We start from the raw sequence: 25,031 nt of genomic DNA on the forward strand, positions 1-25,031 counted from the left end.
GGAGAACGGCATAACCCGACCATGGGTCAGGATAGATAGCCCTAGCGCTAACGAAGATCCGTTCAACTGCAGAGCATGACGACCCAACGCAGCATCCTGGCACTCGTCCAGGCGGTCAGCGACACCGATCCAGCGCCCTGCACGGGGCGTGCACCAGAAAAATCCGAGACGGCGGCTGACCCTCACCAGCGCCGCCTCGGTTCGGATCTTCCCCTTTCCTACACATTTCATCCCGATCAAGCATCGGGATGAAATGTGTCGTGCGCGGTGATGCCGCCCAACCTCTCCACCTGACGCGACGCCATAGCCCAGTAGGCTGTGCCCTGCGCAGCAATCGCGTGTTGCCGGCGGTGCACACGGCGCAGCCTACCGAAGCGCAGGCCTACATCGGATTGACTTCTCGAGGTCTGCGGCGCGGCATCGAGATCACGGCCCCAGCGCCATACTCACGTAGGGTGCGCCGTGCGCACCAATTGCTTTCGCCGCATCGGGCGGCATTTGCGCGCGGCGAGCTTCGTCGCGGCGTCAGTGCGCGGTCAGTTGCCACTCGGCCCAGGCGCGTACTTCGGCATAGGGGTAGCTGTCCAGCGCGGCGAAGCCGGCAATGCTGCGCGCCTTGAGCCTGGTGAACAGCGGCACGCTGATGCCGCAGAGGAAGCGGGTCAGGCATTCGGCGCTCGGGGTGCTGCCTTTCAGCTCGGCGTGGCGCTGGATAAAGCTGCCGCACAGGCGTTGCAGGTCATGTCCGGCCAATGCGGGCAAGGACGGCGGCTCTGGCAGCTGGGCGACTCGGCCGTGGCACACCGAGCAGTGGCCGCAGCGCTCGGGCGCCTGGCGGTCGCCGAAGTAGGCGGCCAGGCGCTGACTCAGGCAGTGCTCGCTGGCGAACAGCTCGAGCATGGCGTGGATGCGGGTGATTTCGCTGCGTTCCTGCTGCTTGAAGTAACCGTGCAGCTCGGCGCTCAGTGACTCGGGGTCGAAGCCGGCATCGAGCAGCGCGTAGACCTCGGTCATCTGCTTGCTTTCCAGCTCGATCCAGCCCTTGTCCTGGAAGTAGTCCAGCGCCTTGACCACCCGCCCGCGTTCGGCCTGGTGCTGCTGGTAGAGCCTGTCGAAATCCAGGGTGCACCAGGTGCGGGCGCGTTGCGAGCTGTCGAGGATGGCCTCGACGAACTGCCGTCGTTCGCCGTCGAACTTGGCCAGCAGGGCCTCGGGCTCGAGCAGATGCTTGAAGCGGTATTCGGCGAAGTAGGCATAGCGCGGGGCGATGATGCCGCGCAGCTCCAGTTGAACCAGCAGGGTCTTCAGCGGCAGTTGGCGGATGTTGCTCTGCTCGGACAGGGCACCCAGCAGCAGTTCCCACTCACCGTCCCGGCCGTGCGCCAGCAGCTCGTCGAGCACCCAGCGGATGCCGCCCTGCTCGGGCGTGTCGCCATAGACGAAGTTTTCCAGTACGTTGAGGCTGTCGCGGTTGGCCAGCACCAGGCAGTCGGAAGGCTGGCCGTCGCGCCCGGCCCGGCCGATCTCCTGGCTGTAGTTCTCGATCGACTTGGGCAGGTCGAAGTGCACCACGTTGCGGATATCGCTCTTGTCGATGCCCATGCCGAAGGCGATGGTGGCGACGATGCAGTTGATCTGCCCGGCCATGAAGCGGCGCTGAAGAGCCTCGCGCGCCTCGTGGGCCATGCCGGCGTGGTAGGCGCTGGCGGCGATGCCGCGCTGGCTCAGGCGCTCGGCGACCTGCTCGGCGGTCTTCTGCTGGGTGACGTAGACGATGCTCGGCTGCCCGGCCTTGGCCCCCAGCCATTCGACCAGCCGGCGCTGTTTGTCGGCGCCGCCGACCGGCTCGACCAGCAGGTTGAGGTTGGCCCGGTAGAAGCCGGTGGTGATCACATCCGCCGGCGCGATGGCGAACTTGGCCTGCATGTCGGCGATCACCGGCGGCGTCGCGGTGGCGGTGAGCAGCAGCACTTGGGGAATGCCGAACTGGCGCTGGTAGTCGGGCAACTTGAGGTAGTCGGGACGGAAGTTGTGGCCCCACTCGGAGATGCAGTGGGCTTCGTCGATCACCAGCAGGGAGATCGGCACCTGGCCGATGAAGTTGCGGAAGCGTTCATTCTTCAGGCGCTCGACCGAGATCATCAGGATCTTCAACTCGCCGGACCTGGCCCTGGCCATCACCGCGCTGGCCTCTTCGCGGCTCTGCGCCGAGTCGATGCTGGCGGCGCTGATGCCGTGGCGGGAGAGAAAGGCCAGCTGATCCTGCATCAGCGCCAGCAACGGCGAGACCACCAGGGTCAGGTGCGGCAGGTGCAGGGCCGGAAACTGGTAGCACAGCGACTTGCCCGACCCGGTGGGAAAGATCGCCGCCGCCGAGCGCCCCGCCAGCACGGCGCCGATCGCCGCTTCCTGACCGGGTCGCAGCTGCTGGAAACCGAAAACACGTTCGAGGGTGGTGTACATACGCTGTCACTCCGTTGACCGCTGGATGGCCTGTGACCATAACGCGGCGAAGGTGGGTCAGGCCAGCCGAAAAATCGATGCGACCTCGTAGCCCGGATTGTATCCGGCTACGGCGCCGTTCGCGGACAAGTCCGCTCCCACAGGGGATCGGCGCGACGTGCGGAAATGCAGTTGCTGAAAACCGAAAACACGCTCGGGAGTACCGTGCATGGACTGTTACGCCTTGATCCGCTGGCTGTATACGACCATGGTCCAGCAACCGAAATGAACGTTTGCCTGAGTCATAGGCTGAACAGCCTCAGGATAAATCCGCCCGCTTCGAAAGCGTTGCCGCGGTTTGCCGCCAAGCTCGATAGGTAATGTTCATCAATACATCACAACCCCGTCAGCATTGATTCAGCGCATGATGTGAAGCATCCCTCAACTATAAAATCATCGCTTTTCTGACTACGGAGCCCAGGCATGGAAGCATTACGGCGAATGCCCTTGCGCTACAAGTTCTGGGCGGTCAACGGTGTAGCCTTCTTCAGTATCCTGCTGGTGGTCGTAGTGGCCATGGCGCTGGAGCAGCGCAGTGTCAACCAGAGCCGGCAGGATCAGGCACGGAGTCTGTTGCTGTGGTGGCAGGGGGGCGAGGCCGCATTGCCCGATGGCCCGCTGCAACCCATGCGCCTCGCTGACGCCGCCACCTCTCCTGTCCGGCAACGGCTGATCAAGGCCGCCGGGGCCGAGCCGGAGTGGGTCAACCTGTCCGGCCTGACCCTGCTGGATGCCCAGACCCCACTCGGCGCCTGGGTGCGCCAGCAGGAAGGCGCCGGGGTGCTGGCGGTACTGGTCAGCGGCATGAGCTTTCAGCAAGTATTCGTCGAACGTGCGCCGGTGTATGCGCTGGCGGTATTCCTGCTGATGCTGGGTTTGCTGTGCGGCTCGCAGATGCTGATCCGCTTTGTCGAGAGCTATCAACGCCAGTTGCAGCAAATGGCCCATTTCGACTCGCTGACCGGCTTGCCCAACCGGGCGCTGGCGTACGACAGACTGGCGCACGCACTGGACAAGGTGACGCGCCGTGGCGGCCACCTCGCGGTGCTGTTTATCGACCTGGATCGCTTCAAGACGCTCAACGATAGCTATGGCCATGGCTTTGGCGACACCGTGCTGCGCGCGGTTGCCCAGCGCCTGCAGACGCGCTGCCGCCAGGAAGATACCCTGGCGCGGTTGGGCGGCGACGAGTTCCTGCTGATTCTCGAGCAGCTGCCGGCACCGAACACGGCCAGCCTGGTGGCACGCAGCCTGCTGCAGTTGCTCGAACAGCCATTGCAACTGGAAGAGGGTCATGAGCTGTATGTGGGCGCGAGCATCGGCATTGCCCTGTACCCCGGCGATGGCGGCGATGCGGCGGAACTGATCCGCAACGCGGATGCGGCCATGTACAGTGCCAAGGCCAACGGCCGTAACACCTGTGCCCATTACATCCCCCGCCTGACCGAGCATGCGCGGACCCGGTTCGAGCTGGAGCGCTCCCTGCGCGGGGCTCTGCATAACCAAGAATTGAGCCTGCACTTTCAGCCGCTAATGCGCCTGGCGGACGGCCATTGCCTGGGCGCCGAGGCGCTGCTGCGCTGGCACAGCCCGCAGCATGGTCAGGTGGGGCCGGATACCTTTATCCCGCTGGCCGAAGACAGCGGGCAGATTGTGCCGATCGGCAGCTGGGTGCTGAACGAGGCGTGCCGCCAGGCCAGCGCCTGGCGCGAAGAAGGCCTGCTGCTGGAGACCATTGCCGTCAACCTGTCGCCGATCCAGTTCATGCAGCAAGACATCGTCCAGCTGGTCGCGCGGGCCTTGGCCGGCAGCGGCCTGCCGGCTCATTGCCTGGAGCTGGAAATCACCGAAGGCGCACTGATGCGCCACACCGATCAAGCGGAAAATACCCTGAACGCCCTCAAGGCCCTGGGCGTGCGGATAGCGGTGGACGATTTCGGCACCGGCTACTCATCGCTGGCTTATCTGCGCCGCTTCGCCCTGGACAAGCTGAAGATCGATAAAAGCTTCATGGCCGGAGTGCCCGCCAATAGCAGCGACTGCCAGTTAGTCCATACCATTATCGCCATGGCCAGATCCATGCAACTGACGGTGCTGGCCGAAGGGGTGGAAACGCCGGAGCAGCAAGGCTGGTTGCTGGCCGAAGGCTGCGACCAGTGCCAGGGTTACCTGCTCGGCCGGCCCATGGCGGCTGAGTCGTTCGCGCAGCACTGGCAGGCGTTGTCGGCCGTTGCCGCAACGCAGGGCGGCGCCTGCGGTCAGCCGTACGCCGGTGTAGCCCCGCCCCAGGCGCCCTTGCCGGCTCGCCCATGAAAAAGCCGCCCGAAGGCGGCTTGTGCAAGCAGCCCTAGACCGCGGCTTAAAGCTGCGGACCGGCCTGCTTGATGGCGTCGGACACATCGAACTTCTGGAAGTTGTCGATGAACAGCTTGGCCAGGCCCTTGGCGGCTTCGTCGTAGGCGTTCTGGTCTGCCCAGGTGTTGCGCGGGTTGAGCAGGCTGGTTTCGACGCCCGGTACCGAAGTCGGCACGCTGAGGTTGATGATCGGCAGTTGCTCGGTCTCGGCGCCGATCAACGCACCGCTCTGGATAGCGGCGATCACGCCTCTAGTAGTCGGGATGTTGAAGCGCTTGCCGACGCCGTAGCCGCCGCCGGTCCAGCCGGTGTTGACCAGGTAGACCTTGGAGCCGAAGCCGCGGATGCGCTTGATCAGCAGTTCGGCGTACTCGCCAGCCGGACGCGGGAAGAAGGGCGCGCCGAAGCAGGTGGAGAAGGTCGACTTGATGCCGCTGCCGCTGCCCATCTCGGTGGAACCGACCAGCGCGGTATAGCCGGAGAGGAAGTGGTAGGCCGCCTGCTCTTCGTTGAGGATCGACACCGGCGGCAGTACGCCGGTCAGGTCGCAGGTGAGGAAGATCACCGCGTTCGGCTCGCCGCCGAGGTTCTTCTCGCTACGCTTCTCGACGAACTCCAGCGGATAGGCGGCGCGGCTGTTCTGGGTCAGGCTGTCGTCGCTGTAATCCGGCACGCGCTGTTCGTCGAGGACGACGTTTTCCAGCACGGTGCCGAACTGGATGGCTTTCCAGATCACCGGCTCGTTCTTCTCGGACAGGTCGATGCACTTGGCGTAGCAACCGCCCTCGATATTGAACACCACGCCTTCGCCCCAGCCATGCTCGTCATCGCCGATCAGGTAGCGCGACTCGTCGGCCGACAGGGTGGTCTTGCCGGTGCCGGACAGGCCGAAGAACAGGGTCACGTCGCCCTCTTCGCCGATGTTGGCGGCGCAGTGCATCGGCAGCACGTCTTTTTCCGGAAGCAGGAAGTTCTGCACCGAGAACATGGCTTTCTTCATCTCGCCGGCGTAGCGCATGCCGGCCAGCAGAACCTTCTTGGCGGCGAAGTTGATGATCACGCAGCCGTCGGAGTTGGTGCCGTCGCGCTCAGGGGAACACTCGAAGTTGGCTACGTTGAGCACCTGCCACTCGTCCTTGCCGAGCGGGTTGTAGGCTGGCGGGTTGATGAACAGCTGACGGCCGAACAGGTTCTGCCAGGCCGTGGCGGTGGTCATCTTGACCGCCAGGTAGTGCTCTTCGGCGGAGCCCACATGGACATGGGAAACGAAGCGGTCCTGGTCCTGGCTGAAAGCCTCGACGCGATCCCACAGGGCATCGAACTTGTCGGCGGGGAATGGACGGTTGATCGGCCCCCAGGCGATTTGCGCCTCGGTGCTCGGCTCTTGCACGATGAAGCGATCAGCCGGCGAACGACCAGTGCGGTGACCGGTGCGCACGACCAGGGCGCCGCTGGCAGCCAGCTCGCCCTCACCGCGGCGGATGGCTTCTTCGACCAGTTGAGCAGCGCTGATGTCGGTGTACACGGCGTTGTTAGCTTGCGTCATGTGGGTCCCCATCGGCCAAAGGGCCGAGTCTTCCAAACGTTTTGTAGTAAAAGCAGAAACACTACTACAGCGAGAAAAAAGTGGCGCGAGTATGCCAGAAAGCACGCCCCTTGGCAGCACCCGATCCGCTAAGCGGGTCGATAGACGCACCCTATCGCCGTCAGTGAAGGGTATCCGCAGGCTCTGCGCTGCCGCCGCCAGCGAACAGCTGGGCGATGTCGGCAGCATCGAACGCATAGCGCTGGTTGCAGAACTGGCAGTCGATCACCACCTGGCCGGCATGCTCGCTGAGCAGCAGTTCGGCATCGGCCTGACCCAGACTGACCAGCGCATTGGCCGAACGTTCACGCGAGCAGCTGCAGCGAAACTGCAGCGGGCGCGGCTCGAACAGGCGCAGCGGCTCTTCATGATAGAGGCGGTGCAGCAGGGTTTGGTTGTCCAGGCCCAGCAGCTCTTCGTGGCTCAAGGTGGCGGCCAGGGTCGCCGCATGCTGCCAGCTGGCCTCACGCTCTTGCGCATCTTTCAGACGATCGGCGGGCAACTGCTGAAGCAGCAGGCCGCGCGCGCGCTGACCGTCGGCACACAGCCAGAAGCGCGTGGCCAGTTGCTCGGACGTGGCGAAATAGTTGGTCAGGCAATCGCTCAGGGTGGCGCCGTTCAGGTCGACTATGCCCTGATAGCGCTGACCCTGGGTGGGGTCGACGGTCATCGCCAGCACGCCATCGGGCATCAGCTCGGCCAGGCCGGCATCGGCGCCGATCTGCTCGGCGTGGTAGCGGGCGATCCCGCGCAGCTCCCCGGCGCTGGAACATTCGACCATCAACAGCGGCAGCGCACCCGAGGAACGCGCCTGCAAAATCAGCAGACCGTCGAACTTCAGGGTACCAACCAGCAGGGACGCAGCGGCCATCAGCTCGCCGAGCAATTGCGCGACCGGCTGCGGATAGTCATGTTTGGCCAGCACGTGCTGGTAGCTCTCGCCCAGGACGACCAACTCGCCGCGAATGTCGGTGTCGTCGAACAGAAAGCGTTGAGTGAAATCGGACATGCGCACTTCGCAAAATAGGATCAGGCCGGCGATTTTAGGCGCAAACGCCACGCCGACCAAGCGCCTCCCATCTATATGGCCCCGACAGCCAAGGCTATCGAGCCATGCGTTCGTTCACACGTGGCTGGCAAACTGCCCTGACGGCGTTGCAATGGCCGGCAGACTTCCCAAGGTGCGCGCCACAGCGGATTGCGCCATTTTCATTACGGGGAAGTCCTAATCCATGCCGACTCATTGCTTGAACTGCCAATGGCGCCTGCGCCCGCTGGTGACCAGCCGCATCGTCGCCGTGCGGCTGCCTGCCGGTGGGCCACCAGCTATGGGATCGAGCGCACCGCTGACCCGCCAACTGGCACGCCTGCCGCTACTGGGGCGACTCAGCCTAATTTCGGGGCGTTGAGAAACGCCACGAAGTGAAGGCTGCCCCGCTATGCGGCCTAAAGTTATCCGGCCCAATGCCATCGAGTAGGGTGCGCCGTGCGCACCAACCAACCGCCAACCTCCATCTGCCAGCGGTGCGCACGGCACCCCCTACCCGAGCAGAGCCCCTACCAGGCCTGGCTACCGCCTGAATCGTTCCTTCATGCGGCATCTAACCAGGACAGAGCCAGCATGCCGGACCAACCTGTGCGGCCACTCGCGCTACAACAGCCGCTCCAGCACGCTGGTCGCCGCCTGATAGGGCAAGCCATGGGCTTCGGCCACGCTGGCGCAGGTGATCACGCCCTTGGCCACGTTGAGACCGTTGCACAGGTGCGGGTCTTCTTCCAGGGCACGGCGCGTGCCCTTCTCGGCGAGGGCGATGACGAACGGCAGGGTCGCGTTGTTCAGCGCCAGGGTCGAGGTGCGCGCCACCGCACCGGGCATGTTGGCCACGCAGTAGTGCACCACCTCGTCGACCACATAGGTCGGATTATCGTGGGTGGTGGCTTTCGAGGTTTCCGCACAGCCACCCTGGTCGATCGCCACGTCCACCAGCACCGAGCCGGGCTGCATCTGCCTGACCATCTCGGCGCTGATCAGCTTGGGCGCGGCGGCGCCGGGTATCAGTACCCCGCCGATCACCAGGTCGGCCGCGAGGATCTGCTCGCGCAGGGTCGCGCGGGTCGAATAGAGGGTGGTGATGCGGCTGGCGTACTGGTTGTCCAGACGGCGCAGGGCATCGACGCTCTTGTCCAGCACCGTGACGTCGGCGCCCAGCCCCACCGCCATGGCCAGGGCATGGCTGCCGACCACGCCGCCGCCGAGGATCACCACCTTGCCCGGCGCCACGCCCGGTACGCCACCGAGCAACACACCGCGCCCGCCCCTGGCTTTTTCCAGACAGTTGGCCCCGGCCTGGATCGACATGCGCCCGGCCACCTCGGACATCGGCGCCAGCAGCGGCAGGCGGCCGTGGCTGTCGGTAACGGTTTCGTAGGCGATGCAGGTAGCGCCGCTGGCCATCAGCTCGTCGGTCTGCGGCCGGTCCGGCGCCAGGTGCAGGTAGGTGAACAGGGTGTGTTCGGGACGCAGCCGCGCGCGTTCGGTGCTCAGCGGTTCCTTGACCTTGACGATCAGCTGCGCCTGGTCGAACACCTGCGCCGCGTCCCCGGCGATCTGCGCGCCGGCCGCCTGATAGTCGGCGTCGCTGAAACCGATGGCGACCCCCGCCTGGCTCTCGACCCAGACCTCATGGCCAAGGGTGGTCAGTTCGGCAACCGATTGCGGCGTCAGGCCGACGCGGTACTCATGGTTCTTGAGCTCTTTGGGGACACCGATACGCATGATCCTCTCCTTCATCCAGCCGGGTACCTTGAAGTTTAGAAGAGCGCTGGAGCCGGCCTCCCCGTATATCCGTCACGCTTCAGGGGAAAGCCCTGATTCACCCAGGCATCACAGCATATTCTCCGAGCTTCGGCGCAGAACACGACAGCTTGTCAGGCGCGCGGATGCAACCAGGCCGGCGCCAGGCTGGCCGGATCGAGCGCCGGCGTCTCGGCCAGCTCGACGCCGTGAGCACGCAGCAACGTGGCCAGCCGGCCATCGGCATAGGCGCCAAACAGTTCGCTGCAGCCGCCGAGCAGTTCGCCGCCGACGAATATCTGCGGGATGGTGAGCATCCCGCTCCTGCGCCGCAGCGCCAGGCGCAGGCGGCCGCCGAGGTCGTCCCGCTGGTACTCGACCGAGTCCAGGTCGACCGAGCGGTAGGGCACGCCGAGGGCGTTGAACAGTTTGCGCGCCGACCAGCAGAACTCGCACCACTCCAGGGCGAACATCACCAGCGGCTGCTCGCGGTCAGCGAGGATCTGCGCCAGCAGCGCCGCGGCCTCGGCATCGACTTCCGTGCCGAGCGGCTCTGGCGGCGCGGCAGCGGGCGCGGCGGGGCTGACGTCGAAGCGGTAGTTGGGCGTCGAGGCGGCCAGTTGCTGCTCCTCCTCGCTCATGTCGACGGCGATGTCCTCGAACAGCGGCGTGGACAGGTAACGCTCGCCGGTATCCGGCAGCATGCACAGGATGCGGCTGCCGGGGGCGGCCTCGGCGGCCACGGCCATGGCGCCGGCGAAGGTGGCGCCGCTCGAGGGACCGCAGAAGATGCCTTCCTGGCGCGCCAGTTCGCGGGCGTAGTGCAGGGCCTGATTGCCGTTGATCGGCACTATCCGGTCGATCAGGCCGAGGCTGCGGGCATCCTCGGTCAGCTTGGGAATGAAATCCGGGGTCCAGCCCTGCATCAGGTGCGGGCGGAACGCCGGATGGCTGTCCCGCGGACGGCCCTCGGCATCGCGCTGCTGGGCGATGCCGCTGCCCAGCAGCGGCGAATTGTCCGGCTCGCAGACCAGGATGCGGGTCGCCGGGCTGCGCTCGCGCAGCACCCGGGCGGTGCCCTTGAGCGTGCCGCCGGTGCCGTAGCCGGTGACGAAGTAGTCCAGCGGTGCATCGGCGAAGGCCTCGAGAATCTCCAGGGCGGTGCCGCGGCTATGGGCGTCGGCATTGGCCTCGTTCTCGAACTGGCGCACCAGGAACCAACCATGGGTCGCGGCCAGTTCCTCGGCCTTGCCAACCATGCCGCTGCCCTTGAGCGCCGCCGGGGTGAGCACCACCCGGGCACCGAGAAAACGCAGGATCTTGCGCCGCTCGATGCTGAAATTCTCGGCCATGGTCAGCACCAGCGGATAGCCCTTGACCGCGCAGACCATGGCCAGGCCGATGCCGGTGTTGCCGCTGGTGGCTTCGATCACCGTCTGCCCCGGTTGCAGGGCGCCGCTGGCTTCGGCCGCCTCGATCACGCTGAGGGCCATGCGGTCCTTCACCGAACCCATGGGGTTGAAGGCTTCCGCCTTGACGTACAGCTCGATGCCGGGCGGGCCCAGGCGGTTGATGCGGATCACTGGGGTGTGGCCGATGGTGGCCAGAATAGTCTCGCAGCGGGTGTTCATTCGAAGCCTCCGTCAGCAGCCTCGACCGCACTGGGTAGGCCCGCATTGCGCGAGCCTTGCCCGGTTGCCGGCCGGCTAACTTTTACCCTTGAGTTCGGCCATGCCCTGGAGCAGTTCGATCGGCAGCGGAAAGACGATGGTCGAACTCTTGTCGCCGGCGATATTGCTCAGGGTCTGCATGTAGCGCAGTTGCATGGCGCCGGGCTGGCGGCCGAGCATTTCGGCGGCCTGCATGAGTTTTTCCGAGGCCTGCAACTCACCCTCGGCATGGATCACCTTGGCCCGCCGCTCGCGCTCGGCCTCGGCCTGCTTGGCGATGGCGCGGATCATCGATTCGTCGAGGTCGACGTGCTTGATCTCGACATTGGCCACCTTGATGCCCCAGGCATCGGTCTGCGCGTCCAGCACCTGCTGGATGTCGATATTCAGGCGTTCGCGTTCGGCGAGCATTTCGTCCAGCTCATGCTTGCCGAGCACCGCGCGCAGGGTGGTCTGCGCCAGCTGGCTGGTGGCGCCGTGGTAGTCCTCGACCTGGATGATCGCCTTCTCCGGGTCGAGGACGCGGAAGTAGACCACCGCATTGACCTTGACCGAGACGTTGTCGCGGGAGATCACGTCCTGGGTCGGCACATCCAGCACTATGGTGCGCAGATCGACACGGACCATCTGCTGGATGCCCGGAATGATGATCACCAGGCCCGGCCCCTTGACCCGCCAGAAGCGCCCCAACTGGAACACCACGCCGCGCTCGTATTCGCGCAGGATGCGAAAGGCCGAAACCAGCAGCGCCATCAGCAGCACCGCCAGCGTGGCAAAACTCAGTTCGAAACCCATGATCAATCTCCTTGTGACGGTGTGTCTTCAGTGCTGGCGACGTCCAGCATCGAGCCTTTGCGCGCCAGCACCCGTACCTGCTGGCCGGGTTGCAGCGGCACCTGGCTGACGACCTGCCAGTTCTCCCCTTGCAGTTGCACCCAGCCGCCCAGCGGGTTGCTCGGCTGTACCGCATGAACCCGCGCCAGGCTGCCGATCAGCTCGCTGTCGCCACCGACCAGGGCCCGGCGCCGCGCGCGCAAGGCCATGCTGAGGATGACGAAGATCACCCCACCGCTGGTCAGGGCCAGGGTCACGATCAAGGTCAGAGGAATGCCGAAACCCGGCACCTCGGTGTCGATCAGAATCAGGGCGCCGAAGACGAAGGCGACCAAGCCGCCGATGCCGAGCACGCCGAAACTGGGCAGGAAGGCTTCGGCGGCGATGAAGGCGATGCCGAGCAGGATCAAGGCCACTCCGGCGTAGTTGACCGGCAACAGCTGCAGGGCGTACATCGCCAGAATCAGGCAGATGCCGCCGAGCACGCCGCCGACGCCGGTGCCCGGGTTGGAAAATTCGAAGAACAGGCCGTACACGCCGATCATCATCAACAGCAGCGCCACGCTGGGATTGGTGATCACCGCCAGCAAGCGCGTGCGCCAGTCCGGCGCATGGCTGACCACCACGGCATCGGCGGTGTGCAACTGCGCCTCGACCCCGGCGGCGGTGAAGCTTTTGCCGTCCAGTTGCTTGAGCAGATGAGGCAGATCGCGGGCGACATAGTCGATCACCTTGAGTTCGAGCGCCTCTTCGGCCGCCAGGCTGACCGCCTGGCGTACCGCCTGCTCGGCCCATTCGGCATTGCGCCCGCGCATCTGCGCCAGGCCACGGATATAGGCGGCGGCATCGTTGATCTGCTTCTTGCTCATGGCGTCGCCCGGCGCCTGCTCGGCCTCGCCTTCTTTGTCTTGGTCGGATTTCTCCGCTTTATCATCGCCCTCGGGCTGCTTCGGCGGCGAGCTGGGCATGCCGCCGATCGCCACCGGCGTGGCCGCACCAAGGTTGGTGCCCGGCGCCATCGCCGCGATATGACTGGCATAGAGGATATAGGTACCGGCACTGGCGGCCCGCGCACCGCTGGGCGCAACGAAGCTGGCCACCGGGATCGGGCTGGCCAGAATCGCCTTGATGATGTCGCGCATCGAGGTGTCCAGGCCGCCGGGGGTGTCGATGCTCAGCACCACCAGCTGCGCGCCCTCTTCCACCGCACGGGCCAGGCCGCGCACCACATAGTCGGCGCTGGCCGGGCCAATCGCGCCGTCGACGCGCAACTCCACCACCGGGGCCGGGGCCACCGCCTGAGCAGCCAGCAGTCCCGGCGGCAAGAGCAACAGGGCCAGGGCAATGAGCAAAGCATGTATCGGCAAAACCTTCACGGCCCTCTCCACGACAGCCGCTACGGGAAGCAAAAGATGGGCAAAGCACGGTTGTCTGCTTACAGGATAGTCCATGACTTTTTACGCAGGCCCGACATGCCGCCGACGCAGTAAAAGGTGTCGCCTGGGGAGTGCCCGTCGTCCGCATACTCCGTTAACAGGCCGTTGAAAAATGTAGGCGAGGCAGCCAAGACAAGGCAAAAATGGCCGAGAAAGCGGAGTTTACTGGTGTAAATGAGCATTTTGACTGGGCTCGCACGCGAGGCCATTTTTAACGCCGTATTGGCAACGTAGGTAGTTTTTCAACAGCCTGTTAGGCTGCTCACTATTGCCGCTGCACAAGGTCGTTCGGATGCCCGCCAGTTCTCTCAGCCACTCCCTGCGTCGCCTGTGGGCGCTGGATAAATTCAGCTACAGCCTGCGGGTGTTCATCGCCCTCGGCGGCAGCCTGCTGCTGTGCTGGGCGCAGGGCTGGATGCAGGCGCTGATTCCGCTGTTTCTCGGGGTGATCGCCAGCGCCCTGGCCGAGACCGACGACAGCTGGCAGGGCCGCCTGAGCGCGCTGCTGGTGACCCTCGGCTGCTTCAGCGCGGCGGCTTATGCGGTGGAATGGCTGTTCCCCTATCCCTGGCTGTTCGTCGCCGCCCTGGCCCTGGCCAGCTTCGCCCTGACCATGCTCGGCGCCCTCGGCGAGCGCTACGCCACCCTGGGCTCGGCGACCCTGATCCTGGCGATCTACAGCATGATCGGCGTGGAGCAGCGCGGCGGCGTCGCCGGCCTGTGGCTGGAACCCTTGCTGCTGGTGGCGGGCGCGGCCTGGTACGGGGTGTTGTCGGTGATCTGGCATGCGCTGTTCGCCAACCAGCCGGTGCAGCACAGTCTGGCCCGGCTGTTCCGCGAGCTGGGCCGCTACCTCAAGCTCAAGGCCGCGCTGTTCGAGCCGCTACGGCAACTCGACGTGGAACAACGGCGGCTGGCCCTGGCCCAGCAGAACGGCCGGGTGGTGGCGGCGCTGAATGCCGCCAAGGAAATCATCCTGCACCGGGTCGGCAACGACCGACCGGGGAGCACGGTCAGTCGCTACCTCAAGCTGTACTTCCTCGCCCAGGACCTCCACGAGCGCGCCAGCTCCTCGCATTACCCCTACAACGAACTGGCCGAGGCGTTCTTCCACAGCGATGTGCTGTTCCGCTGCCAGCGCCTGCTGCGCCTGCATGGCGAGGCCTGTCAGCGCCTGGCCCAGGCCATCGAACTGCGCCAGCCGTTCGAGTACCGCGAGCAGTGCAGCCAGGCGCTGGACGACCTGCGGGCCTCATTGCAGCACCTGCACCTGCAGAGCAACCCGGCCTGGCGCCAGCTGCTGCGCTCACTCGGCGCCCTGGCCGGCAACCTCGCCGCCCTCGACCAACTGCTCGGCCACGCCAGCAACCCCGATGCCCTGGCCGAGCAACAGGACAGCAGCCTGCTGGATCGCGAGCCGCACTCGCTGAAGGAGGTCTGGGAACGCCTGCGCCAGCAACTGACCCCGACCTCGCTGCTGTTCCGCCACGCCCTGCGCCTGGCCATCGCCCTGGCTGCCGGCTATGGCGTGCTGCACTGGATTCACCCGACCCAGGGCTACTGGATCCTGCTGACCACGGTGTTCGTCTGCCAACCGAACTACGGCGCCACCCGCCTCAAGCTGGTGCAGCGGATCGCCGGCACGGTGCTCGGCCTGCTGCTCGGCTGGGCGCTGTTCGACCTGTTCCCCAGCCCGCTGGTGCAGGCCTTCTTCGCCGTGGCCGCCGGGGTGGCCTTCTTCGCCACCCGCAGCAGCCGCTACACCCTAGCCACCGCGGCGATTACCCTGCTGGTGCTGTTCTGCTTCAACCAGGTCGGCGACGGCTACGGCTTGATCCTGCCACGCCTGGTCGACACCCTGATCGGCAGCCTGATCGCCGGCCTCGCGGTGTTCCTGATCCTGCCGGACTGGCAGGGCCGCCGGCTCAACCGCATGCTGGCCAACACCCTCAGCTGCAACAGCATCTATCTGCGCCAGATCATCCAGCAGTATGTCAGCGGCAAACGCGACGACCTGGCCTACCGCCTGGCCCGGCGCAATGCGCACAACGCCGAAGCCGCACTGTCCACCACCCTCGGTAACATGCTCATGGAGCCCGGGCATTTCCGTAAGGAGGCGGACATCGGCTTGCGCTTCCTGGTGCTGTCGCACACCCTCTTGAGTTATCTCTCGGGTCTGGGCGCGCACCGCGGCGAAATCATCCTCGGCGACCGGCACAGTCCGCTGCCGGCCAGCGCCGAGCGCCTGGCCGCCAGCCTCGACGAAATCGCCAGGAGCCTGGCCGAAGAACGTGCGGTGGCGATTCAGAGCGATGCCGAAGAACAACTGGCCAGCGAACTGGAACAGCGCGCGGATGCGCTGGACGACCGGCAGCGCCTGCTGCAGACCCAGCTGGCGCTGATCTGCAGGCAACTCGGCCCGTTGCGCACCCTCGCCGCGCACCTGCTCAAGGATCGCAGCAAGCCGTAGAGGGGGTCTGCTGATAATGCAGAGGAAACGGCTAGCGCAGCACCGCGGCCAGCTCGTGGATCTCGTCCCAATGCTGGCTGACCAGGGCCAGGCTGCCGTCCGCCGCCACCTCATTGTGGCTGCCATTGAGCTTGGCATAGGCGGCCAGGCTGGTCAGTGCCGGCAGATCGCTGCCGTGGTCGGCCACCTGAATGGCGTGGAACAGGCTCAGGTTGACCAGATCGAGCAGCTCGATCTGCCGCTGGCGCTGCAGCGTCCAGTTTCCCGCCTCGCGCACTATGTCCACGTAGGCCTCATCCACCGTCCACTTTTTCAGCAGCATCACCCCCAGCGACTTGCCATAGGCCTGGCACAGGCTGTGATAACGCGCCGGCGTCGGCACCAGATCGCCGCCCTTGAACGCCGAGAGTACCGCCAGCGAGCCCACCTCGCTGAGCAGGCTGGCGAGCGCCGCATGATCGGCCGGCACCTGGCCCACCTTGCGCGCGAGAAAGCCGCAGATGCTCGCCTTCAGAATCAGGCGCTGCCAGGCGTCCACGAACAGCAACTTGTGCCCTGGGCTGTGCAGAACGAACAGGCTCTTGACGCTGTGCAGCATCACCACCCGGTCCACCTGCTGCATGCCGAGCACGCGCAGCACGTCCTGCAGGGTTTTCGGCGCCAGGCGGGTGCGCAGCAAGGCACTGGAGGCATATTTCATCAGCAAGGCGCTGAGCGCCGGATCCTTGCCGATCAGGCGGACCAGCTGGATCATGCTGACCTCGGGTCTGGCCAGCGCCTGGCGAATTTCCAGGGTCAACATCGGCAGACTGGGCAGTTGCTCCTGGTCATTCATCAGTTGCGTGACTACCTGGCGGTAAATCGAGTAGTCGGACTGTGTCGTCTCCATCATGGCCTCCCGCCGCAGATGGAGCGCAGTGTAACCAAGGCCGTGGGCTATTGCGCCAGCTTGCTTGCAGATTGCCGCACGAAGGGTCAGGCGATGCTGGCTTCGCGGGCCTGAGCGCGACGGCGAATGCTCAGATCGAGCTTGAGGCAGATCGCCGCCAGCAGCATGAAGCCGGCGCCGAGGTTGCCCCGGCTGACTGGCACCCCGGCCAGCGCGCTCAACCAGTCGGCAATCGGCCCCGGGTAGCTGGCCAGCAAGGCGCCCAGTGGCACCAGCAGAAACAGGAAGAAAAACCCCATCGAGCGCATCATGTTCATTCTTTCACCCTCACTTTTGCTGGCAACCCATGCACAATGCCGCTTTCGGCGGCCAGGGCGACACTAGACCTTGGTGCATAGGCCGAGATTCTTCCTGCCGATCCTGCGAGTGACCGTTGAACAAAGCCCTGCTCCAGCAACTTATTCTCGACCAGCTGCGCGGCGACCTGGCACAGGCCCAGCAGGCGGCGTTGACCGCCTATGAGGCGGCCACCCACGAAGAGAATATCGCCGAGAACAAGTACGACACCCTGGGCCTGGAGGCCTCCTATCTGGCTGCCGGCCAGGCGCGCCGAGTCGAGGAGATTCGCCAGGCCCTGAGCGCCTGGGAAAAACTCCGGCTGCGGCCCTTCGATGCACAACTGGGCATTCAGCTCAGCGCTCTGGTGTGGCTGGCCGACGCCGAGGGCGCCGAACAATGCCTGTTCCTCGGCCCCGACGGCGCCGGCGCCGGCCTGAAGCTGCTGCTGGACGGTCAGCAAGTGCGGGTGATCAGCCCGCGGGCACCGCTCGGACAACGCCTGATCGGCTGCGCCGAAGGCGATCAGGTGGAGCTGCGCATGGGCAGCAGCATTCAGCGCTTCGAGGTGCTGCGGGTCTGCTGAACGCCCCTGCTCATGGGACTTCCACCTGCCACTGGGCCGCCAGCCGGGTCAGTTGGCCACGCTCGATCAGTTGCCGAAAACCCTCGTCGAACTCCCCGCGCAGGCGGGCATGGCTGACCTGCGCAGGGAAGGCGAAGTAGCCGTCCTGGGTATCGACAGAGGGCTCGAGCTGGCTGATCTCATCGCTCAACCCCTGGGCCTGCAGTACCGGCAGGGTGTTGCGCTGATTGCTGGCGAGGAGTTCGAGACGGCCCAGGCTGAGCATTTTCAGGCCGTTGTCGACGCCCTCCACGGTGACCAGTTCGAGCCGCGCGCGCTCGGCATCGAAACGCGCGCCGTAGGCCCAGGCCCGCACCACGCCGATGCGCTGGCCGGCCAGTTGGCGGTAATCGCCGGACCAGTGCAACAAGCTGTCGCGGCGGCTATAAAACACGATCCGGTCGCGATAGAAGGGCGGCCCGACAAACGCGAAACGCGCCTCGCGCGTCGGACTGCGATAGGGGCCGATGAGGATGTCGGCCTGACCCAGTTCGACCATGCGCTGCGCGCGGGCCCAGGGGTAGAACGCGAAACGCAGGCTATGGCCACGCGGCTCGAGCACCTGGCGCAGGACGTCCGGGCCGAGCCCCCGGTACTCACCCGCCGCCGTGCGCTCGAAAATCCGCGGGAAATCGCTGCCGACCGCCAGCAACTCGCGCGCCAGGGCCAACGGTGGGAGCAGCAACCCCAGGCCGAGTCCAACCACCAACAATCTGCGCAAAAAACCTGAATGCATGCCGTGACCATCCCGAATCGCTGGAAAACACTGCACCCGATAAGCCCCGAAGCCTGCACCCTGCGGCCTGTGTTTGTCGATATACGCTAGGCTGTATGGGCTAGCCCAACCTCCAGAGGAGCACGTCATGGAAAGCCCCACCCACGACCTATCGGCCCTGTTCGAACAGCTCGGTTTACCGGCCGAGCGGGCCAGCATCGAGCGCTTCATCGCCGAGCACTCGCCCTTGCCGGAAACCTGCAAACTGGCAGACGCGCCCTTCTGGAGCGCCGCCCAGGCCAGCTTTCTGCGCGAGGAGATCCTCGAAGACGCCGACTGGGCGGAAGTGGTCGATCAGCTCAACCTGCTGTTGCGCGGCTGACGGCGCGCGCTGTGCCGCGCGCGGCCAGCGCTCTCAGACCGGGCTACGTCCCTGCAGCTCGCGCCAGGTCAGGTAGACGCGCAGGTCGAATTCCAGCTGATGGTAGTCGGGCAGCATGTATTCGCAGAGTTTGTAGAACGCCTTGTTGTGCTCGGCCTCTTTCAGGTGGGCCAGTTCGTGCACCACGATCATCTGCAGAAACTCCGGCGCGGCGTCCTTGAACAGGGCGGCGACACGGATTTCCTTCTTCGCCTTGAGCTTGCCGCCCTGCACCCGGGAAATCGCAGTGTGCAGGCCGAGGGCGCGGTGAGTGAGGTCGAGGCGGTTGTCGAACAGCACCTTGTCGATGGCCGGCGCGTTCTTCAGGTGTTCCTGCTTGAGCGCCTGGATATAGGCGTACAGCGCCTTGTCGCTTTGCACGCCGTGCTTGCCGCTGTAGCGCCGGGCCAGGTAATCGCCCAGGCGCTCCTCGGCGATCAGTTGGCGGATCTGCTCCTGCAACTGCAGCGGGTAGCCCTGGAGGAATTTCAGTGGGGTCATCGGCCAATGCACTAAGGGTTCAGGTTGCACAGTATGCCGCAGCCATGGGCGCAGCCCCTATCGGTCCGTCAGGCCGCCGCCGCAAAGGCGATACCCGGAGCGCGGATGGGGCACGCCCAACAAAAAGCCCGCTCAACATCAGCGGGCTTTTTTGCTTGCTGCAACCTCGGCTTAGTTGACCTTGGCGGCCAGCTCACCCTTGGCATAGCGCTGGAACATGGCTTCCAGGGAGATCGGCTTGATCTTCGAGGCGTTGCCCGCGGTGCCGAAGGCCTCGTAGCGGGCGATGCAGATGTCGCGCATGGCGGTGACGGTGGCGCCGAAGAACTTGCGCGGGTCGAACTCGCTCGGGTTGGTCGCCATCAGGCGGCGCATGGCGCCGGTGGAGGCCAGGCGCAGGTCGGTGTCGATATTGACCTTGCGCACGCCGTACTTGATGCCTTCGACGATTTCCTCGACCGGCACGCCGTAGGTTTCCTTGATGTCGCCGCCGTACTGGTTGATGATCGCCAGCCACTCCTGCGGCACCGAGCTGGAGCCGTGCATCACCAGGTGGGTGTTGGGGATGCGCTTGTGGATCTCCTTGATCCGGTCGATGGCGAGGATGTCGCCGGTCGGCGGCTTGGTGAACTTGTAGGCGCCGTGGCTGGTGCCGATGGCGATGGCCAGGGCGTCGACCTGGGTGCGCTTGACGAAGTCGGCGGCCTCTTCCGGGTCGGTGAGCATCTGGCTGTGATCGAGCACGCCTTCGGCGCCGACGCCGTCTTCTTCGCCGGCCATGCCGGTTTCCAGACTGCCCAGGCAACCCAGCTCACCTTCCACCGACACGCCGCAGGCGTGGGCGAAGGCCACGGTCTGCTGGGTCACGCGCACGTTGTAGTCGTAGTCGGCCGGGGTCTTGCCGTCTTCCAGCAGCGAGCCGTCCATCATCACCGAGCTGAAGCCCAGCTGGATCGAGCGCTGGCAGACGTCCGGGCTGGTGCCGTGGTCCTGGTGCATGCACACCGGGATGTGCGGGAATTCTTCGATGGCGGCCAGGATCAGGTGGCGCAGGAAGGGCGCGCCGGCGTATTTGCGCGCACCGGCGGAGGCCTGGACGATCACCGGGGAATCGGTCTTGTCGGCCGCTTCCATGATGGCGCGCATCTGCTCGAGGTTGTTGACGTTGAAAGCCGGCACGCCGTAACCGAATTCGGCGGCGTGGTCGAGCATCTGGCGCATGCTGATAAGTGCCATGGTGTTCTTTCTCCCGGAGGAACTCGTTAATCGTAGCAGCCCGCCGTGGCGGCGCTGTTGAATATCTGTAGGAGCGGGCCATGCCCGCGAAGCTTTTGCGTTGCCCGTTTCGCGGGCATGGCCCGCTCCTACATGGATCTGAGCATGGATCTGGGCATAACCCGCCCGCGGCCGGCTTCTCAGCCCCTGGCGCGCTGCTCCAGCACTTCCACGGCCGGCAGCACCTTGCCCTCGACGAACTCGAGGAAGGCGCCGCCGCCGGTGGAAATATAGGAAATCCTGTCGGCCACGGCGTATTTGTCGATGGCCGCCAGGGTGTCGCCACCACCGGCAATCGAAAACGCCGGGCTGGCGGCGATGGCTTCGGCCAGCACCTTGGTGCCGTTGCCGAACTGCTCGAACTCGAACACGCCGACCGGACCGTTCCACAGGATGGTCTTCGACGACTTCAGCAGCTCGGCGAACTGCGCCGCGGTCTGCGGGCCAATGTCGAGGATCATGTCGTCGGCGGCCACATCGGCGACCAGCTTGACGGTGGCTTCGGCGTCTTCGGCGAAGGCCTTGGCCACCACCACGTCCACCGGCAACGGCACGCTGACCTTGGCCGCGATGGCTTTGGCAGTATCGACCAGGTCGGCCTCGTACAGCGACTTGCCGACCGGAAAACCGGCGGCGGCGAGGAAGGTGTTGGCGATGCCGCCGCCGACGATCAGCTGGTCGCAGATCTGGCTCAGGCTGTTGAGTACATCGAGCTTGGTCGACACCTTGGAGCCGGCGACGATGGCCGCCATCGGCTTGGCCGGATTGCCCAGCGCCTTGCCCAGGGCATCCAGCTCGGCCGCCAGCAAGGGGCCGGCGCAAGCGACTTTGGCAAACTTGGCCACGCCATGGGTCGAGCCCTGGGCGCGGTGGGCGGTGCCGAAGGCGTCCATGACGAACACGTCGCAGAGGGCGGCATATTGCCGGGCCAGTTCGTCGCTGTTTTTCTTCTCGCCCGGGTTGAAACGCACGTTTTCCAGCAGCACCAGTTGGCCGGGCTGGACCTCGACGCCGTCGAGGTAATCGCGCAGCAGCGGCACTTCACGGCCGAGTGCCTGGCTCAGGTAGTCGGCGACCGGCTTGAGGCTGTTCTCGGCGGAGAACTCGCCCTCGCTCGGCCGGCCCAGGTGCGAGCAGAGCATGACCGCCGCGCCTTTTTCCAGGGCCAGCTTGATGGTCGGCAGGGATGCGAGGATGCGCGCGTCGCTCGTCACCACGCCGTCTTTTACCGGCACGTTGAGGTCTTCGCGGATCAACACGCGCTTACCCTGGAGGTCGAGGTCGATCATCTTCAGAACGGTCATGAAATCAGTCCTTTAAGGGGCTGGTTGAATGGAAACAGGCGACACGGCGAGAAAATGCTCGGCCACGTCGAGCATGCGATTGGCAAAGCCCCACTCGTTGTCGAACCAGGCCAGCAGGTTGACCAGGCGCGGCCCGGAAACCCGGGTCTGGCTGCCATCGACGATGGCCGAGTGCGGATCGTGGTTGAAATCGCAACTGGCATGGGGCAACTCGGTGTAGGCGAGCAAGCCCTGCAGCGGACCACTTTCGGCGGCCTGACGCAGCACCCGGTTGATTTCAGCGGCGCTGGTGTCCCGCGTGGTCTGCAGGGTGATGTCCAGGCAGGAGACGTTGACCGTCGGCACCCGTATGGCTTTGGCCTGAATCCGCCCGCTGAGTTCCGGCAACAGCCGTTCGATGCCGCGGGCCAGGCCGGTGGACACCGGAATCACCGACTGGAAGGCCGAACGCGTGCGGCGCAGATCCTCGTGGTGGTAGGCGTCGATCACCGGCTGATCGTTCATCGCCGAGTGGATGGTGGTGATGGAGACATACTCCAGGCCCACCGCCTCGTTGAGCAACTTGAGCAGCGGCACCCCGCAGTTGGTGGTGCAGGAGGCGTTGGATACCAGTCGTTCGGCGCCGCTCAGGCAAGCCTGATTGACCCCGTAAACCACGGTGGCATCGATATCCGCCTCGCTGGCCATCGGCTGGGAGAACAGCACCCGCGGCGCGCCGGCCGCCAGGAAGCGCTGCGCGTCGGCGCGGGTGTGATAGGCACCGGAACACTCGAGCAACAGGTCGATGTCCAGCGCCGCCCAGTCGACGGCTTCGGGTGTCGCCTGGCGCAGCACCCGCACGCAGTCGCCATTGATATGCAGGCAGTCGCCGTCGACCTTCACCTCGCCGGGAAACCGCCCGTGGGTGGAGTCGAAGCGGGTCAGGTATTCGATGCTGGCCTGGTCGGCCAGATCATTCAGCGCGACTATTTCCAGACGCGCCCCGGCACCGCGTTCGTGCAGCGCGCGCAACACGCAGCGGCCGATGCGGCCGTAGCCGTTGAGGGCGATTCTGTAGGGGCGATGGGACATAGGGACTCGAACGTAGGTTGGGTTGAGGAGCGCAGCGACGATACCCAACAACCTGGGCAGCGCCACTGCAAAAACGATGGGTATCGCTGCGCTCAACCTGCGCGGCCCGACCCATCCTACGGTTCTCCTGACTTCAGGCCTCCAACAGCTCGGCGGCGGTTTCCAGGATGTTGTCCAGGGTGAAGCCGAAGTGCTCGAACAGCGCCGGCGCCGGCGCGGACTCGCCGAAGCTGGTCATGCCGATCACCCGGCCCTCGAGGCCGACGTACTTGTACCAGAAGTCGGCATGGGCGGCCTCGATGGCGATCCGCGCGCCCACCTCGATCGGCAACACGGCCTGCTTGTAGCCGGCGTCCTGCTGGTCGAACAGGCTGGTCGAGGGCATCGACACCACGCGCACCCGGCGGCCCTGCTCGCTCAGCTTGTCGGCGGCCTGCACGGCCAGGCCGACTTCCGAACCGGTGGCGATCAGGATCAGTTCCGGCTCGCCGGCGCAGTCCTTGAGCACATAGCCACCACGGGCGATGTCGGCCAACTGCTGGGCATCGCGGTTCTGGTGGGTCAGGTTCTGCCGGCTGAAGATCAGCGCGCTGGGGCCGTCATTGCGCTCGATCGCGCACTTCCAGGCCACCGCCGACTCCACCGCGTCGCACGGACGCCAGGTGTTCAGGTTCGGCGTGCAGCGCAGGCTGGCCAGCTGCTCGATCGGCTGGTGGGTCGGGCCGTCTTCGCCCAGGCCGATGGAATCGTGGGTGTAGACGAACAGCACGCGCTTCTTGATCAGCGCCGCCATGCGCACGGCGTTGCAGGCGTACTCCATGAACACCAGGAAGGTCGCGCCGTAGGGCACGAAGCCGCCGTGCAGGGCCACGCCGTTCATGATCGCGCTCATGCCGAACTCGCGCACGCCATAGAACATGTAGTTGCCGCTGGCGTCTTCGGCGGACACGCCTTTGCAGCCCTTCCACAGGGTCAGGTTGGAACCGGCCAGGTCTGCCGAGCCGCCGAGGAATTCCGGCAACAGCGGGCCGAAGGCGTTCAGCGCGTTCTGGCTGGCCTTGCGGCTGGCGATGGTTTCGCCCTTCTCGGCGACTTCCTGGATATAGGCGGCGGCCTTCTCGGCGAAATCGGCCGGCAGCTCGCCGGCGATGCGCCGCTTGAATTCGCCGGCCAGTTCCGGGTAAGCGGCGGCGTAGGCAGCGAACTTCTCATTCCAGGCAGCTTCGGCAGCGGCTCCAGCGGCCTTGGCGTCCCACTCGGCGTAGATCTCGGCCGGGATCTCGAACGGGCCGTGGTTCCAGCCCAGGGCGGCGCGGGTCAGGGCGATTTCGTCGTTGCCCAGCGGCGCGCCGTGGCAGTCTTCCTTGCCCTGCTTGTTCGGCGAGCCGAAGCCGATGGTGGTCTTGCAGCAGATCAGGGTCGGCTGTTCGCTCTTGCGCGCGGTGTCGATGGCGATCTTGATCTCTTCGGCGTCGTGGCCGTCGACGTTGCGGATCACCTGCCAGCCGTAGGCCTCGAAGCGCTTCGGCGTGTCGTCGGTGAACCAGCCCTCGACCTCGCCGTCGATGGAGATGCCGTTGTCGTCGTAGAAGGCGATCAGCTTGCCCAGGCCCAAGGTACCGGCCAGCGAGCTGACCTCATGGCTGATGCCTTCCATCATGCAGCCGTCGCCGAGGAACACGTAGGTGAAGTGGTCGACGATGCTGTGGCCGTCGCGGTTGAACTGGGCGCCCAGGACCTTCTCGGCGAGGGCGAAGCCCACGGCGTTGGCCAGGCCCTGGCCGAGCGGGCCGGTGGTGGTCTCGACGCCCGGGGTGTAGCCGTATTCCGGGTGGCCGGGGGTGCGGCTGTGCAGCTGGCGGAACTGCTTGAGGTCGTCGATGCCCAGGTCGTAGCCGGTCAGGTGCAGCAAGGAGTAGATCAGCATCGAACCATGGCCGTTGGACAGCACGAAGCGGTCGCGGTCGGCGAAGCCCGGGTTGGCCGGGTTGTGCTTGAGGTAGTCGCGCCACAGCACTTCGGCGATGTCCGCCATCCCCATAGGGGCGCCCGGGTGGCCGCTGTTGGCTTTCTGCACGGCATCCATGCTCAGGGCACGAATGGCATTGGCTCGCTCACGACGGCTGGGCATCACTGAATCTCCTACGGGTTTTGCAACAGGAAGGTCGAAAAAGGCGGCCATTTTCGCCCAGTGGAGCCCGCCGGGGCAATGACAGATAGTCGCAGGGCCAATGTTTTCTGGCTTAGG

Annotated in this window: 19 protein-coding genes; 4 read left to right on the forward strand and 15 right to left on the reverse strand. The window is 65.4% G+C overall.

Annotated features, from left to right (window positions below):
* Positions 1 to 525: 525 nt before the first annotated feature.
* Complete coding sequence (locus BM315_RS13925; protein ID WP_090501951.1) at positions 526 to 2,463, reverse strand: RecQ family ATP-dependent DNA helicase; 1,938 nt, start codon at positions 2,461 to 2,463, stop codon at positions 526 to 528.
* Between the two features lie 462 nt (positions 2,464 to 2,925).
* On the opposite strand from BM315_RS13925, the gene BM315_RS13930 reads away from it, so the two are divergent.
* A complete protein-coding gene (locus BM315_RS13930) occupies positions 2,926 to 4,815 on the forward strand; it encodes a putative bifunctional diguanylate cyclase/phosphodiesterase (protein WP_090501953.1) in 1,890 nt (629 codons plus the stop codon).
* Between the two features lie 46 nt (positions 4,816 to 4,861).
* Here the strand turns inward: BM315_RS13930 and BM315_RS13935 are convergent, their stop codons facing one another.
* The 6 genes from BM315_RS13935 to BM315_RS13960 form a co-directional block, all read right to left on the reverse strand.
* Positions 4,862 to 6,403 carry a phosphoenolpyruvate carboxykinase gene (locus BM315_RS13935; RefSeq protein WP_090501955.1) on the reverse strand — a complete coding sequence of 514 codons (1,542 nt, stop codon included), beginning with the start codon at positions 6,401 to 6,403 and terminating at the stop codon, positions 4,862 to 4,864.
* 160 nt (positions 6,404 to 6,563) lie between these two features.
* Positions 6,564 to 7,451, reverse strand: a complete 888-nt coding sequence (gene hslO, locus BM315_RS13940) for an Hsp33 family molecular chaperone HslO (protein WP_090502063.1) — start codon at positions 7,449 to 7,451, stop codon at positions 6,564 to 6,566.
* A gap of 642 nt (positions 7,452 to 8,093) precedes the next feature.
* Complete coding sequence (gene ald, locus BM315_RS13945; protein WP_090501957.1) at positions 8,094 to 9,218, reverse strand: alanine dehydrogenase; 1,125 nt, start codon at positions 9,216 to 9,218, stop codon at positions 8,094 to 8,096.
* Positions 9,219 to 9,370: 152 nt separating this feature from the next.
* Positions 9,371 to 10,867, reverse strand: coding sequence for a pyridoxal-phosphate dependent enzyme (locus BM315_RS13950; protein ID WP_090501960.1), 1,497 nt, complete (start codon positions 10,865 to 10,867; stop codon positions 9,371 to 9,373).
* A 75-nt stretch (positions 10,868 to 10,942) separates the two neighbouring features.
* The gene (locus tag BM315_RS13955) at positions 10,943 to 11,701 is read right to left on the reverse strand and encodes a slipin family protein (RefSeq protein ID WP_090501962.1); all 759 of its coding nucleotides are present in this window, start codon (positions 11,699 to 11,701) and stop codon (positions 10,943 to 10,945) included.
* A 2-nt stretch (positions 11,702 to 11,703) separates the two neighbouring features.
* The gene (locus BM315_RS13960; RefSeq protein ID WP_244527304.1) at positions 11,704 to 13,116 is read right to left on the reverse strand and encodes an NfeD family protein; all 1,413 of its coding nucleotides are present in this window, start codon (positions 13,114 to 13,116) and stop codon (positions 11,704 to 11,706) included.
* A 352-nt stretch (positions 13,117 to 13,468) separates the two neighbouring features.
* Between BM315_RS13960 and yccS the strand changes: the two genes are divergently transcribed.
* Positions 13,469 to 15,646, forward strand: a complete 2,178-nt coding sequence (gene yccS, locus BM315_RS13970) for a YccS family putative transporter (RefSeq protein WP_090502065.1) — start codon at positions 13,469 to 13,471, stop codon at positions 15,644 to 15,646.
* 31 nt (positions 15,647 to 15,677) lie between these two features.
* Here yccS and BM315_RS13975 read toward each other — a convergent pair whose 3' ends face one another.
* Together BM315_RS13975 and BM315_RS13980 are read right to left on the reverse strand one after the other, a co-directional pair.
* Positions 15,678 to 16,535, reverse strand: coding sequence for an HDOD domain-containing protein (locus tag BM315_RS13975; protein ID WP_090501967.1), 858 nt, complete (start codon positions 16,533 to 16,535; stop codon positions 15,678 to 15,680).
* A gap of 86 nt (positions 16,536 to 16,621) precedes the next feature.
* A complete protein-coding gene (locus BM315_RS13980; protein ID WP_090501968.1) occupies positions 16,622 to 16,852 on the reverse strand; it encodes a hypothetical protein in 231 nt (76 codons plus the stop codon).
* A gap of 116 nt (positions 16,853 to 16,968) precedes the next feature.
* On the opposite strand from BM315_RS13980, the gene BM315_RS13985 reads away from it, so the two are divergent.
* Positions 16,969 to 17,457, forward strand: coding sequence for a GreA/GreB family elongation factor (locus BM315_RS13985; RefSeq protein WP_090501970.1), 489 nt, complete (start codon positions 16,969 to 16,971; stop codon positions 17,455 to 17,457).
* A 10-nt stretch (positions 17,458 to 17,467) separates the two neighbouring features.
* Here the strand turns inward: BM315_RS13985 and BM315_RS13990 are convergent, their stop codons facing one another.
* Positions 17,468 to 18,232: a substrate-binding periplasmic protein gene (locus tag BM315_RS13990; RefSeq protein WP_170862220.1), complete on the reverse strand. Its 765-nt coding sequence runs from the start codon at positions 18,230 to 18,232 to the stop codon at positions 17,468 to 17,470.
* 127 nt (positions 18,233 to 18,359) lie between these two features.
* On the opposite strand from BM315_RS13990, the gene BM315_RS13995 reads away from it, so the two are divergent.
* A complete protein-coding gene (locus BM315_RS13995; RefSeq protein ID WP_090501974.1) occupies positions 18,360 to 18,593 on the forward strand; it encodes a DUF2789 domain-containing protein in 234 nt (77 codons plus the stop codon).
* Between the two features lie 33 nt (positions 18,594 to 18,626).
* Here the strand turns inward: BM315_RS13995 and BM315_RS14000 are convergent, their stop codons facing one another.
* The 5 genes from BM315_RS14000 to tkt all read right to left on the reverse strand — a co-directional run bounded on the left by BM315_RS14000 (position 18,627) and on the right by tkt (position 24,914).
* Complete coding sequence (locus BM315_RS14000; RefSeq protein WP_090501976.1) at positions 18,627 to 19,133, reverse strand: M48 metallopeptidase family protein; 507 nt, start codon at positions 19,131 to 19,133, stop codon at positions 18,627 to 18,629.
* A gap of 171 nt (positions 19,134 to 19,304) precedes the next feature.
* Entirely contained in the window at positions 19,305 to 20,369 is a 1,065-nt protein-coding gene (gene fba / locus BM315_RS14005) for a class II fructose-bisphosphate aldolase (RefSeq protein ID WP_090501978.1), read from the reverse strand.
* 179 nt (positions 20,370 to 20,548) lie between these two features.
* Positions 20,549 to 21,712, reverse strand: a complete 1,164-nt coding sequence (locus BM315_RS14010) for a phosphoglycerate kinase (protein WP_090501979.1) — start codon at positions 21,710 to 21,712, stop codon at positions 20,549 to 20,551.
* A 12-nt stretch (positions 21,713 to 21,724) separates the two neighbouring features.
* Entirely contained in the window at positions 21,725 to 22,783 is a 1,059-nt protein-coding gene (gene epd / locus BM315_RS14015) for an erythrose-4-phosphate dehydrogenase (RefSeq protein WP_090501982.1), read from the reverse strand.
* Between the two features lie 133 nt (positions 22,784 to 22,916).
* Entirely contained in the window at positions 22,917 to 24,914 is a 1,998-nt protein-coding gene (gene tkt, locus BM315_RS14020; RefSeq protein ID WP_090501985.1) for a transketolase, read from the reverse strand.
* Between the last annotated feature and the right edge of the window lie 117 nt (positions 24,915 to 25,031).

It is taken from the genome of Pseudomonas borbori, assembly GCF_900115555.1.
Classification (GTDB): domain Bacteria; phylum Pseudomonadota; class Gammaproteobacteria; order Pseudomonadales; family Pseudomonadaceae; genus Aquipseudomonas; species Aquipseudomonas borbori.

Excerpts from the sequence above, each read along its gene's own strand:
- BM315_RS13925 (WP_090501951.1), bottom strand. The coding sequence starts at position 2,463 with ATGTACACCACCCTCGAACGTGTTTTCGGTTTCCAGCAGCTGCGACCC.
- BM315_RS13930 (WP_090501953.1), top strand. The coding sequence starts at position 2,926 with ATGGAAGCATTACGGCGAATGCCCTTGCGCTACAAGTTCTGGGCGGTC.
- BM315_RS13935 (WP_090501955.1), bottom strand. The coding sequence starts at position 6,403 with ATGACGCAAGCTAACAACGCCGTGTACACCGACATCAGCGCTGCTCAA.
- hslO (WP_090502063.1), bottom strand. The coding sequence starts at position 7,451 with ATGTCCGATTTCACTCAACGCTTTCTGTTCGACGACACCGACATTCGC.
- ald (WP_090501957.1), bottom strand. The coding sequence starts at position 9,218 with ATGCGTATCGGTGTCCCCAAAGAGCTCAAGAACCATGAGTACCGCGTC.
- BM315_RS13950 (WP_090501960.1), bottom strand. The coding sequence starts at position 10,867 with ATGAACACCCGCTGCGAGACTATTCTGGCCACCATCGGCCACACCCCA.
- BM315_RS13955 (WP_090501962.1), bottom strand. The coding sequence starts at position 11,701 with ATGGGTTTCGAACTGAGTTTTGCCACGCTGGCGGTGCTGCTGATGGCG.
- yccS (WP_090502065.1), top strand. The coding sequence starts at position 13,469 with ATGCCCGCCAGTTCTCTCAGCCACTCCCTGCGTCGCCTGTGGGCGCTG.
- BM315_RS13975 (WP_090501967.1), bottom strand. The coding sequence starts at position 16,535 with ATGGAGACGACACAGTCCGACTACTCGATTTACCGCCAGGTAGTCACG.
- BM315_RS13980 (WP_090501968.1), bottom strand. The coding sequence starts at position 16,852 with ATGAACATGATGCGCTCGATGGGGTTTTTCTTCCTGTTTCTGCTGGTG.
- BM315_RS13990 (WP_170862220.1), bottom strand. The coding sequence starts at position 18,232 with ATGCATTCAGGTTTTTTGCGCAGATTGTTGGTGGTTGGACTCGGCCTG.
- BM315_RS13995 (WP_090501974.1), top strand. The coding sequence starts at position 18,360 with ATGGAAAGCCCCACCCACGACCTATCGGCCCTGTTCGAACAGCTCGGT.
- BM315_RS14000 (WP_090501976.1), bottom strand. The coding sequence starts at position 19,133 with ATGACCCCACTGAAATTCCTCCAGGGCTACCCGCTGCAGTTGCAGGAG.
- fba (WP_090501978.1), bottom strand. The coding sequence starts at position 20,369 with ATGGCACTTATCAGCATGCGCCAGATGCTCGACCACGCCGCCGAATTC.
- BM315_RS14010 (WP_090501979.1), bottom strand. The coding sequence starts at position 21,712 with ATGACCGTTCTGAAGATGATCGACCTCGACCTCCAGGGTAAGCGCGTG.
- epd (WP_090501982.1), bottom strand. The coding sequence starts at position 22,783 with ATGTCCCATCGCCCCTACAGAATCGCCCTCAACGGCTACGGCCGCATC.
- tkt (WP_090501985.1), bottom strand. The coding sequence starts at position 24,914 with ATGCCCAGCCGTCGTGAGCGAGCCAATGCCATTCGTGCCCTGAGCATG.